Source organism: Flammeovirga aprica JL-4 (assembly GCF_012844305.1).
GTDB lineage: Bacteria > Bacteroidota > Bacteroidia > Cytophagales > Flammeovirgaceae > Flammeovirga > Flammeovirga aprica.
Genome location: NZ_JABANE010000044.1, coordinates 1 through 12,212 on the forward strand (window position 1 = coordinate 1; position 12,212 = coordinate 12,212).

The following is a 12,212-nucleotide window of genomic DNA, read 5'->3' on the forward strand; positions in this document are numbered from 1 at the left end:
TAAACCCTCTTACTAAGTAAACCTCCTTCTTGGAATATTACAAGTAATGATTGATATACAAACCTAAGGTTAAGTCGTGGGCTAATGATGAAGTCATAAACCTTGGTAATAACTAATATTTACACCCTTAATCACCCGCCTTCAAATGAGTAATATCATTTTGAGGTCGGGTGATTTTTTTAATTCAACCCATTAATTCAACGATTCATCAAAATATCCATTTCGATTCATCTGTAATTTTCCCGATTCATCCTTCAATTTCCCGGCTTCGTCTTCCTTTAATTTATATACAGCGTTAGAATGAGGAAGTTTGTGTTATCATCAAATCATAACATTAAACTTATTCAACCAGATGAAAAGCAAATATATATATCTAATTCTGAGTCCTCTGATTATCATTATCGCTGTTTTTGCAGTGAGTGCATTACCAGAAAAAGAACCTGAAGCACCGCTTGAGGGAAAAAGTGATTTAGCAGTAAAAGTGGAATACGCGAAGTTGGAAACCTTACACAATACAATTGAAGTAACGGGAAAACTGAAAGCGAAAGATAGATATGAAATTTATGCGGAAGTAGAAGGACGTTTGTTGTCTTCCGCTAAAAAATTCAGAGAAGGAAATTATTACAAAAAAGGTCAGGTAATTTTACAGATCGACAAGCAAGAACGCTATATGACATTGCTTGCGGATAAGAGTAATTTTATGACAGATCTGACAGCAATTTTACCTGATTTAAAAGAAGATTTTTCAGAGAGTTACCCCACTTGGAATCAATACTTAAAGGAGTTTGATATTCATCAACCTTTAAAAGAGTTACCTACGCCTAAGACAGAAAAAGAAAAATATTTTATCGCCGGAAACGGAATTTACAGCTCTTATTATACCATTAAATCATCTGAAGAAAAATTAAGCAAATATACAATTTACGCTCCCTTCAATGGCGTAATTTCAAAAAGCAATGTGGAAGCTGGAACAGCTGTAAGAGCTGGTGAAGAGCTAGGAGAAATGGTCAGCTTGTCTTCTTATGAATTGGAAGTAACAGCCCCGCTAAAAGATATTGAGCATTTCAAAAAAGGAAGTAAAGTAAACTTGTATTCCTCTGAATTAGAAACGGAATGGTCAGGTACTGTCATCCGAATTGGAAGCACTTTAGATGCGAACTCTCAAAGTGTGAAAGTGTATATCCAAACTTCAGGCAAAGACCTAAAAGAAGGGATGTTCTTAACTGCAAAAGTAAACAGTACATCGTTTGAAGATGCGATTCAAATTCCTCGAAAATTAATCTTTGATGAAAATCAGGTTTTCATTGTAGAAAATAACAAACTGAAGATTCAGAAAATTGAAGTGCTGGAGTCTTTCAGATCTGAAGCAATCGTAAAAGGTGTTCCTGCTAACTCGGCAGTATTGATGACCAACATCAAGAACCCTTATGAAGGAATGAAAGTGCAAGTGATGAAATAAGCGGATCGAATCATGAAGAAATTAATATCCTATTTTATAAAGTTCCCAGTGGCTGTCAATTTAGTAATGGCACTCACATTGGTGATGGGTTTTATAACGGCGAGTAAAATTACAAGTACGTTTATGCCCAATGCTCCTCAGCGTTTTATTTATGTTGATGTCGTGTATCCTGGTTCATCTGCTGAAGAAGTGGAGGAAGGTGTCATTCTGAAAATTGAAGAAGAATTGAAAGGGCTAGAAGGACTAGATCAAATCACTTCTTATGCTCAAGAAAACGTAGGTAAAATCACGTTGGAAATGTTCAAAGGTACTGATATGGATGAAGCTTTGACGCGTGTAAAAAACGTGGTGGAAGGTATTTCATCTTTCCCTTTGGATGTTGAATCAGTTGTTTCTAAGAAACATGAAGATGCCAACTTCAGTTTTATGTTTGGTATTACAGGTGATGGTGTTTCATTAAAATCGCTCAAAGAGACTGCTAGAAAAGTTGAGAAAGATTTACTGGCGAAAAAGGGAATTTCTAAGATTGAAATCTCTGGTTATCCGAATGAAGAAATTGCTATTCTGCTTCAAGAAGACGCTTTGGAAAGTTATAATATGACTTTTGAAGAAGTGGCTATGGCAGTGCAAAGTGCCAACCTAGAAATGACAGGTGGTAGTATCAAAGATGGTGAAGAAGAGTTTTTTATCAGAGCAAAAAATAAAGGCTATTCTTCTAAAGAAATGGACCACATTATCATCCGTCAGACAGACATTGGAGGTGTGATTCGTTTGAAAGATGTAGCCAAAGTAGTGGACCAATGGGAAGACGCTCCTGCAAGAGCCACTTTGAATGGAAAAAGAGCTGTAACGGTGACCATCAATAATACTTTCAGTGAAGATATTTTAGCAACAGCAGATATTTTATATGAATATATTGATGAATTCAATGCTGAGAATGATGTATTGCACATTGATGTAATTCGTGATCAATCGGATTTATTAGGACAACGTTTAGACCTGCTGATTGACAATGGTATTCTAGGAATCATCTTGGTATTGATTGTTTTATCACTTTTCCTTAACCCTAGAATTGCTTTTTGGGTAGCGATTGGTATACCCTTTTCTATATTCGGAATGTTTATACTGATCTCATTTACAAGTGTGACGATCAATATGATTTCACTTTTTGCCTTGATCGTTGTTCTCGGGATTTTGGTGGATGACGCCATTGTAGTAGCAGAGAACATCTATCAACATTATGAAAAAGGCAAGCCTGCCATTCAAGCGGCAATTGATGGAACAATGGAAGTACTTCCAGCTGTAATTTCAGCGGTATTGACCACGATCGTTGCTTTCTCTACTTTCCTTTTCATTGATGGAACAATGGGTGACTTCTTCAAAGATATGTCATGGATTGTAGGACTGATCTTGTTTGTTTCTTTGATCGAAGGTTTAATTATCCTTCCAGCACACCTGGCATTTTCAAAAGCCTTTAAAGCGAATGGAAAAGCAGAAGCTAATATTATCACCAAAACAGTAGACAAATACCTATTCAAATTCAGAGACAATGTGTATTTGCCGGTATTGGAATTCACATTGAAGAACAAAGCCATCACATTCAGTATTACAATGGCACTGTTTATTTTCTCAGTAGGTATGATGGCAAAGAAAGTAGTTCCAGCAACATTTTTCCCGAGTATTGAAGGAGATGATGTGACGATTACATTAGTGATGCCCAACGGTACGCAACAAGAAGTAACAGAAAAAGGGGTACAGCAGATTGAAAGAGCCATTGAAGTTGTCAATAAAGAACTACAACCTGATCAAAAAGACCAGCAGGATATCATCAAAAAAGTGAATATGGTGTATATGGGTTCGGGCCACCAAGTTCAATTCAACCTTACCCTTTTAGGTGCAGAAGAACGTTCTGGATCAACTGCCGATGTCAGTAATTTACTATCAGAAGCCATCGGTAAAATTCCAGGAGCCGAGTCGATCAGTTTTGCTTCTTTCTCTCCTTTTGGAGACCCTGTAGTAGTTTCATTAAGAGGAGATGATTTAGAAGAATTAGAGATAGTAAAGAAAGAGTTGAAACTCCGTATGGAGAAAATGCCTGAGCTGAGAAATGTCAAAGACAACAATCCTATAGGTAACAGAGAAATCCACATTTCTTTAAAAGATAAAGCCTACCTACTTGGACTTACTGAACAACAGGTGATTTCTCAAATTCGTCAAGGTTTCTTCGGTTACGAAATCCAAAGAATCCAAAGAGGACAGGACGAAGTAAAAGTTTGGGTGCGTTATGATATGGACAACAGAAGCAGTTTTGGTGATCTGGAGAAAATGAAAATCAGAATGGGCAATGGTGTTGCGTATCCTTTCTCAGAAGTGGCCAATTTCACTATTGAAGACGGTTATTCATCGATCAACCATATTGATTTCAATAGAGAAATGAAGTTGACGGCTCAATTGAAAAATCCTGATGATGCTCTTCCAGATATTTTAAATAAAATCAAGACAGAGTTATTACCTGACCTATTAAAAGAGCATCAAACAGTAGAAGCGGATTTTGATGGTCAGAAAAGAGAACAGGAGAAGGTAGGTAACTCAGCGGCGAAAGTAATTCCGATTGTATTTATCCTTATGTTCACGATCGTGGTCTTTACGCTAAGATCATTCAGTCAGTCGTTTATCGTTTTCGCACTTGTTCCATTAAGTTTTATATGGGTTGTCATGGCACATTACCTTCACGGTTTTGCCATTAGTATGATGTCTTTTATGGGAATCATAGCCTTGCTGGGTGTGATGGTCAATGATGCTTTGGTTCTGATCAACGCATTCAACCTTAACCTAAAAGCTAATATGAAATTTGATGAGGCCTTAATCGAGGCATGTGTATCTCGTTTCCGTCCAATTTTATTGACTACTGTAACCACTGTTGCAGGTATGGGACCAATGGTGTTCGAAACAAGTTTACAAGCACAGTTCCTTATTCCAATGGTGATTACGATCTCTTACGGAATTGCAGGCGCAACTCTAATTACCCTTATCGTTCTTCCAGTTTGTATCAAGATGTTCAATCAAATCAAGGTGAAAATCAAGAAGATCAAAACAGGAGAAGAAGTAAATCAAGAAGCTGTTGAATCAGCAATCAAAGAATTAGCATACGACTATGAAGAAGTCTATTAATATCATCTATACCTTCTGTTTCTTACTGTTGGCAGGAAACAGCTTTGCTCAAGAGAAAATGAGCATTAATGAGGCAATTCAATTGGCATTGACCAACAACCACAATCTAAAAGCGGTGTCCGTCAATAAAGAGCAAGCCAGCAATAATGCCACTGCAGGTATGGCAGGGATGTTACCTTCCATTACTGCAAATGGTACTGCAGATTATAGTAATAACGATACGGAGATGGAGTTTATGAGCACAGGAGCTCCATCAGAAGGAGGCGATAACAGAATGCAGTTGGATAATGCGGCCTCTACCACTTTTGATGCGAACATCAGAATGGATTATGTATTGTTTAATGGCAATGGCAATCGTTTTACATTAAATCAGCTTCGTGAAAGTGCGACTTTGGAAGACATCCGTTTCAAACAGGAAGTAGAGAATACTGTTCTTCAAGTGGTAGAAGCATTTTATGATATATCGCGTGAGCAAGAAAACCTCAATATTTCCAAAGCAACAATTGTCACCTCGAATAAAAGATTAGAAAGGTTAAAGAACCGCTATCTTTTGGGACAGTCGACAAAGTTGGAAGTTTTAAATGCCGAAGTAGATTTGAATAGTGATAGTACGGCTTACCTTCAAACAGAACAGGCTTATTTTACAGCTATTAGAAAACTGAATGTGGTATTGGGAGGAGAAGTAAATGCGACTTACGAAGTGGATGCTGATTTTGAATTTATAAATGGTTTGACTGCTGATAAAGTATTGGAACAGGCAATGACTGAAAACCTTTCGCTTTTAGCACAGCACAAGCAGGAAGAAATTACAGAATTAGATTTGAAAATTGCGAAAGCAGGAAAATCACCGACACTTTCTACTTATGCTCAATATGGTTACAACAGAATGAATAATGATGCAGGGCAGGTACTTTACAGTGAAAACTTAGGGATGTCAGCCGGAGTGACCATGTCATTTAATGTATTCAACGGACATCAGCAAAAGAAAAAGGAACAAAATGCTAAGCTAAGCGTAATGGCACAACAGCAAAACACAATGCAGTTGACCAAAGAATTACAAAGAGATGTGATGAACGCTTGGTCAGATTACGATTACAAACAACGTATCGCCAATATGGAAGTCAAAAGCATGGAACAAGCCGAATTGAACTTCAGACAGACGAAAGAACAATACGAATTGGGACAGGTGACAAGCATTGATTTCCGTACAGCTCAGACCAATCTTCAAACTGCAAAAAATAGATTAAACGATGCGTTGTACAACGCTAAAGTAGCTGAATATTCCATTCTGCAATTATCTGGAGACCTACTAGATCAAATTAATGAGTAATAGTAATAGAGTGTAAAACCCGTTATCCAGCACTCAGGTCTTCGGGCTTGGGTGCTTTTATTAATTAAGGGGAATTATTCAAATGAGCATTAAACTTTAACTGATTATATTAGAGACATGAAAAAGAAAAGGAATTTACTCTGGCTGTTTTTTATACCGCTCACTATGTTTTGTATCATCCTAATACCGATGACTACATTGACATTGAGTGGATATATTTCAGAAAATAAGGTTTCCCATTTCCTTTCAGAAATGCTACCATTGATTCTGCTTACTTCCTCTACAGCAGTATTTGGATACTATTTCGCTGTAGTGAAATTGAATAAAATCCTTCCTTGGAAGAAGCACATGTTTTTAAGAGGTTTGGTAGACTTTGCCATGGTACTAGCTGTAACAAGTATCCTAATGAGCTTTATGCATAGTATGTATGATTCTGGGAATTTATTTAGTAGAATGATGGCTTTCAAAGAACAGAATTTACCCATTGAAGGCATGTTTGCATTGCCTTTGGTCGAGAACATTTTATTTATTGTTGCTATAGAAACAATTGAGTTAGTCAGTGAAAAAAATGAATTGGAATTGAACCTTGAAAGAGTAGAGAAAACCCAATTACAGACAAAATATTCTGCCTTAAAAAATCAATTAGACAATCATTTTCTTTTTAATAACCTCAGCGTACTTTCCTCCTTAATCTATGAGGACATCGAAAAGTCAGATCAATTCATTCAGGAGTTTGCCAAAGTATACAGGTATGTATTGACCATCAGCGAAGAAATGTTGGTGCCAGTAGAACAGGAATTGGAATTTATAGATGCTTATTTATTCCTTTTAAAGATCCGTTTTGAAGAAGGTTTTCAAGTCAAAAATGATTTGGACGAATCCTTATTTGCTCAGTCTATTCCACCATTATCATTACAGGTATTAATCGAAAATGCAATCAAACATAATCGAATCTCTAAAAAATCACCTCTTCAGATTCATATCTATGAAGAGAATAACAATATAGTGGTAGCCAATAATTATCAACCAAGAGATACTCCAGAAACGGCTTCCACACACACAGGACTCAAAAATTTAGAAGAGAAGTATAAATTAATTTCAGACAAAATCCCACTTTTTGGTATTCAAGGGGATCAATATATAGCAGAATTACCATTGATAAATCAATAAGCGATGTATAAAGTACTGATTGTAGAAGACGAAGCACCAAGTGCAAGAAAACTTAAAATGCTATTAGGAAAACTTGAAGACGATTTTGATGTGATAGCATCTTTAGAATCCATAGAGGAGTGTGTAGAGTTTTTTGAAACTGGAGAAAAAGTAGACCTTATCTTTATGGATATTCATCTTTCAGATGGTAATAGCTTCGAGATTTTTGAGCAATTAGAAGTGGAAACTCCTATTATTTTCACAACTGCTTTTGATCAGTACGCCATCAAAGCCTTCAAGCAAAATAGCGTGGATTACCTTCTCAAACCCATCAGTCTTGCCGATCTAGAAACAAGTGTAGACAAGTTCAAAAAGCGATTTATCACAGACAATTCTCCAAGTAAAATTGATTACGACTTATTGGGGCAAGTCGTCGCACAGCAAATGAATCATGACTACAAAGAACGTTTTATGGTCAGTTTTCGTGATGAACTCAGAACCGTTAAGGTAGAAGATATCGCATTTGTATTCGCAGAAAGTAAAGCGGTTTTTATTCAAGTCACAGACGGAAAAGTGTATGATGTCAATTACACGATGGATCAAATTGAAAAGAAACTCGATCCTAAAAACTTCTTCAGAGTCAACCGAAAATACATCGTTCAGATTAATGCAATTGACAGCGTGTCTTGGTATTCAAAAACAAAACTGAAGATTTTTACTAAACCAGAGACGCCTTCGGAATTGTTTGTCCCTGCAGATAAGATGGGGAAGTTTAAGGAGTGGTTGAATAGGTGATTTTATTTTTTACTTTTAATAATACCGTCCTAGATTAGAAAAAGTTACGTTAAGATAAATTGTTATATTTACTCTACTTAGTAGAGTAACTTAAAGGTTTGTATCGTCCCTAAAAAGAGTTCTTATTAGCTGAAAAATGGCAAGTTGTATTTACTAATTATTACAGGAGTACCTAGTTGTAAGTGCTAATTATAATATTTGATAGGGACGGTTACTAGGAGATAATCATATTATTATAATGGATAAAGAAATCTTTTTAGAACAGTCATATCGTAATTTTTTTAAAGAGGTAAAGAAAAAAATATACCACTCACAACATAATGCCTTAAAGGCTGTAAATAAAGAGTTGATTCAACTTTATTGGGAGATTGGAAAGTCTATTATTGATAAACAAAAAGAATATGGATGGGGGAAATCAGTAATTCAAAATTTATCACATGATCTTCAAAAAGAGTTTCCAGGGTTGAAAGGGTTTTCTTCTCAGAACTTATGGTATATGCGTCATTTTTATCTTGAATACAAGGATAATAAAAAACTCCAACCATTGGTTGGAGAAATTAGTTGGAGTAAACATATAGTTATTTTTAGTAAATGTAAAGATGATCAAGAAAGAGAGTTTTATATTAAAATGACGAATAAATATGGATGGACAAAAAATATTTTAATCAATCAAATTGAAGGTAATGCGTTTAAAAACTTTCTGACTGATCAGACAAATTTCGATAAAACTCTAGAAGAAAAATATAAGCACCAAGCAAAATTAGCAGTAAAGGATAAATATACTTTTGACTTTTTAGAAATTAGTGAAGATTATTCTGAACGTGAACTAGAATTGGGGTTGATTCGAAATGTTCGAAAGTTCTTAATGGAAATGGGTGGAGATTTCGCTTTTATGGGAAATCAATATCGTTTACAAGTAGGGGAAGAGGAGTTTTTTATAGATATGCTTCTCTATCATAGAAGGTTAAAATCATTGATAGCCATTGAATTAAAAACAGGAAAGTTTAAACCTGAGTATGCAGGAAAAATGCAATTTTATCTTACGGCATTGAATGAAACTGTCAAAGTAGAAGATGAAAACCCTTCGATAGGGATAATTATATGTAAATCAAAAGACAGAACGACAGTAGAATTTGCTTTAAAAGATATGAATAGTCCAATGGGTATCGCTACATACCATTTACAGGAGAATCTACCTAAAGAAATGGAAGGTTTATTACCTAGCTCTGAAGAAATAGCAAAGAGACTAGAATTATTTTTATAAGATGTCTATCACCAGTTTATAATTGAACTATAGAAATACTTCCAATTCAATTATTCTTTCTTAATTCACACACCTAAACCCAACACCAATCCATAATATTTGGTATTTTAGCTGTCTAAATACCAAAACATCAACAATGAGAGTTTTCCTTAACGTCAAAAAACATTTCAACTACGATAAACTAGACAAACAAGAGTACAAACGTCTGGTGCGAGATATCATTATTCTGAACATAATTATTTTTCATTTATTGTGGATGACCTTCAATTCGTTATTCGCTACTGAAATTGTTCAGAACTTTTTGTTTGCTATAGCAGAAACCCCTGCTAGCTGGTATAAGGATTATATTTTTGATAATTTTTATATCATCGAAATCTGTTTTATGGTGTTCTATTTATTGGAATTTTTCACTTCATGGTGGGAAGCCTATAGAACAAAAACCTATGCAAAATGGTATTTCTATCCTTTCTTACATTTCTATGATTTAGTGGGTAGTTTCCCAGGGATGAACTTTTTCAGATTGTTGAGAATTTTTGCTATGCTATTTAGATGGCATAGTCATGAGGTGATCAATTTGGAAGAACTGAGTGTTTACAGAACTATCCTGCATATCAAAGAAATTGTAGTGGAAGAAGTGTCAGATGCCGTTGTGATTAATGTATTGGAAGGTGTAAAGGATGAATTGAAATCGGGAAGTTATGCCAATCAGCAGTTTATGGTTGATGTAGTGAAGCCTTATCAGGAGAACCTGTCCTTTTGGATTTCAAGGAAAATAATGCATGCTATGCAAGAGGCTTACGCCAATAAAAAAGGAGATTTGGAAAACTACGTTTCTATATTGATTGAAGATGCGGTCAATGAGAATGAAGAAATAAAAGACATCAAAAAAGTGCCTGTATTGGGGAGCTACGCTTCCTCTCGTTTAGAAGATGCTATTTCTGATATTGTTTTTAAGGTAGCCAATGATTTGTTTGAAGATATTTCCTCTGAAAAGAATGAATTGATCCTGAAAGATGTGGTGTATGAAATGATTGAAGGTATAATGTTCTCAAAAACCAAACAAGGCAATGAAAAGCTGGTGCAAGAATTGGCAAGTTCTGTGATTGATGAAGTGATCAGCAGAGTTGCTGTGAAACAATGGCAAATGAGAGAGCAAATGTGGGAAGATAAACAGCAGAAAGATTTAGAAGAAAAGCGTAAACAAAGAGAGCAGTTCATTCATCATAATAAGCAGAATGACGACAGCTAGGGAAGTTTTGCATAATGATTTCTAATATTATTTGCGTAACTTGCGAAAGTTGTTTAAACGAATTTAGAAGTTATGAACTGGCATCAGTTAACTGAAATCTCTCAATTAGAAGAGTTAGTGGCGTTATCGCAGTCACAAAAAGTCCTAATTTTAAAACACTCAACACGTTGTTCTATCAGTGCAATGGCATTGGACCGACTAGAACGATCGTGGGACGATGGAAATGGAATCTCAGCTTATTATTTGGATTTAATCCAATACAGGAACATTTCCAATGCAATCGCTGAAAAATTTAACGTAGAGCACCAATCACCTCAAGTGCTTGTATTAGATAAAGGAGAAGTAGTGTATACCGCTTCGCACATGGGAATTTCCTATTCAGACATCGTCGCTTAATTATCATCAAACAGACAACACCATGAAAATTGGTATCATATGTTATCCTACCTACGGAGGTAGTGGAGTAGTCGCTACAGAGTTAGGGAAAAGTTTAGCCGCAGATTTAGGTCATGAGGTGCATTTCATTACCTATGATCAGCCAACGAGGTTAGATTTTTTTGATGAAAATATTTACTATCATAAAGTAGACATCAAAACCTACCCATTATTTAAATACCCTCCTTATGAGTTGGCGCTGACAAGTAAGATGGTGGAAGTGGCAGAGTCTGAACAATTAGATGTTTTACACGCTCACTATGCAATTCCTCATGCGTCTGCGGCGTATACAGCAAAGCAGATTTTGGCCAAGAAAGGAATCAATATGCCTATCGTGACCACACTTCATGGTACAGATGTGACTTTAGTGGGGAAGGATGACAGTTTGGGGCCTGTAGTAGCTTTTTCTATTGATGAATCGGATTGTGTAACTTCCGTTTCTGAAAGTTTAAAAGAAGAAACTTACCAATATTTTGATCTCACAACAGACATCAAAGTGATCCCCAACTTTGTGGACCTGAAACGCTTCATGAAACACAAAAAGGACCACTTCAAAAAGGCAATTTGTCCTGATGGAGAAAAACTGTTGATTCACGTTTCCAATATGAGGAAAGTGAAAAGAGCAGATGACGCTTTGGAGGTTTTCAAGAGAGTAAGAGAAAAGATTCCTTGCAAATTGCTGATGGTAGGTGATGGCCCGGAGAGAGCGAGTTTAGAAGAGAAATGTTATGAACTGCGTACTTGCAATGACGTTCGTTTCTTGGGAAAACTAGCAGAAGTAGAAGAAATTCTTTCCGTAGCTGACTTATTCTTGATGCCTTCCGAGAAAGAAAGTTTTGGCTTGGCGGCATTAGAAGCGATGGCCTGTGAAGTTCCAGTGATTTCTACGAATGCAGGAGGTATTCCTGAAGTAAATATTCACGGGAAAACAGGTATGATGAGCGATATTGGTGATGTGGAGGACATGGCAAAAAATGCCTTATATATCCTTGATGATAAAAACCTTCCATCGTTTAAAGAGAATGCACTCAAACAAGCACAACGATATAATATTGCTGAAATCATTCCTCAATATGAAGAGATTTATAAGAAAGCAATTGAAAAGACAAAAGTGAAAATAGGCTAGAACACCTCTTTTTTACCGATCAAGGGTTATTTCATCAAAGGAATGAGATAACCCTTTTTTGTTTTAGAGTATATGGAATATATATTTTAGAAGTGAAAATTTTCCATTTTAGGTTGTGAGGTAATTAATTTCTGAGAAAATAGTGGCTCTATAGTCGATGAAATTAATAAACTCACGTTCTGAAAGGGTGAATTTTTACTAAAAGAGATGTTTCAAACATGCTCTTAACGATAA

Annotated in this window: 9 protein-coding genes; all 9 read left to right on the plus strand. The window is 35.8% G+C overall.

What is annotated here, in order from left to right:
* Positions 1 to 352: 352 nt before the first annotated feature.
* The 9 genes from HHU12_RS16380 (at position 353) to bshA (ending at position 11,978) form a co-directional block, all read left to right on the plus strand.
* Complete coding sequence (locus HHU12_RS16380; protein ID WP_169657830.1) at positions 353 to 1,459, plus strand: efflux RND transporter periplasmic adaptor subunit; 1,107 nt, start codon at positions 353 to 355, stop codon at positions 1,457 to 1,459.
* A 12-nt stretch (positions 1,460 to 1,471) separates the two neighbouring features.
* The gene (locus HHU12_RS16385; RefSeq protein ID WP_169657831.1) at positions 1,472 to 4,630 is read left to right on the plus strand and encodes an efflux RND transporter permease subunit; all 3,159 of its coding nucleotides are present in this window, start codon (positions 1,472 to 1,474) and stop codon (positions 4,628 to 4,630) included.
* A complete protein-coding gene (locus HHU12_RS16390; protein ID WP_169657832.1) occupies positions 4,614 to 5,960 on the plus strand; it encodes a TolC family protein in 1,347 nt (448 codons plus the stop codon). The genes HHU12_RS16385 and HHU12_RS16390 overlap by 17 nt, the downstream gene beginning before the upstream one ends.
* 165 nt (positions 5,961 to 6,125) lie before the next feature.
* Positions 6,126 to 7,130, plus strand: coding sequence for a sensor histidine kinase (locus HHU12_RS16395; RefSeq protein WP_205959904.1), 1,005 nt, complete (start codon positions 6,126 to 6,128; stop codon positions 7,128 to 7,130).
* 3 nt (positions 7,131 to 7,133) lie between these two features.
* Entirely contained in the window at positions 7,134 to 7,904 is a 771-nt protein-coding gene (locus HHU12_RS16400) for a LytR/AlgR family response regulator transcription factor (protein ID WP_169657834.1), read from the plus strand.
* Positions 7,905 to 8,142: 238 nt separating this feature from the next.
* Positions 8,143 to 9,168, plus strand: a complete 1,026-nt coding sequence (locus HHU12_RS16405; RefSeq protein WP_169657835.1) for a PDDEXK nuclease domain-containing protein — start codon at positions 8,143 to 8,145, stop codon at positions 9,166 to 9,168.
* Positions 9,169 to 9,304: 136 nt separating this feature from the next.
* Complete coding sequence (locus tag HHU12_RS16410; protein ID WP_169657836.1) at positions 9,305 to 10,417, plus strand: hypothetical protein; 1,113 nt, start codon at positions 9,305 to 9,307, stop codon at positions 10,415 to 10,417.
* Positions 10,418 to 10,489: 72 nt separating this feature from the next.
* On the plus strand, positions 10,490 to 10,813 hold the full coding sequence (ytxJ, locus tag HHU12_RS16415; protein WP_062618663.1) for a bacillithiol system redox-active protein YtxJ: 324 nt from the start codon (positions 10,490 to 10,492) through the stop codon (positions 10,811 to 10,813).
* 22 nt (positions 10,814 to 10,835) lie between these two features.
* Positions 10,836 to 11,978, plus strand: coding sequence for an N-acetyl-alpha-D-glucosaminyl L-malate synthase BshA (gene bshA / locus HHU12_RS16420; protein WP_062618662.1), 1,143 nt, complete (start codon positions 10,836 to 10,838; stop codon positions 11,976 to 11,978).
* Positions 11,979 to 12,212 lie beyond the last annotated feature (234 nt).

Coding starts and splice junctions, on each gene's coding strand:
- ytxJ (WP_062618663.1), top strand. CDS start 10,490: ATGAACTGGCATCAGTTAACTGAAATCTCTCAATTAGAAGAGTTAGTG.
- HHU12_RS16385 (WP_169657831.1), top strand. CDS start 1,472: ATGAAGAAATTAATATCCTATTTTATAAAGTTCCCAGTGGCTGTCAAT.
- HHU12_RS16395 (WP_205959904.1), top strand. CDS start 6,126: ATGTTTTGTATCATCCTAATACCGATGACTACATTGACATTGAGTGGA.
- HHU12_RS16380 (WP_169657830.1), top strand. CDS start 353: ATGAAAAGCAAATATATATATCTAATTCTGAGTCCTCTGATTATCATT.
- HHU12_RS16390 (WP_169657832.1), top strand. CDS start 4,614: ATGAAGAAGTCTATTAATATCATCTATACCTTCTGTTTCTTACTGTTG.
- HHU12_RS16400 (WP_169657834.1), top strand. CDS start 7,134: ATGTATAAAGTACTGATTGTAGAAGACGAAGCACCAAGTGCAAGAAAA.
- bshA (WP_062618662.1), top strand. CDS start 10,836: ATGAAAATTGGTATCATATGTTATCCTACCTACGGAGGTAGTGGAGTA.
- HHU12_RS16410 (WP_169657836.1), top strand. CDS start 9,305: ATGAGAGTTTTCCTTAACGTCAAAAAACATTTCAACTACGATAAACTA.
- HHU12_RS16405 (WP_169657835.1), top strand. CDS start 8,143: ATGGATAAAGAAATCTTTTTAGAACAGTCATATCGTAATTTTTTTAAA.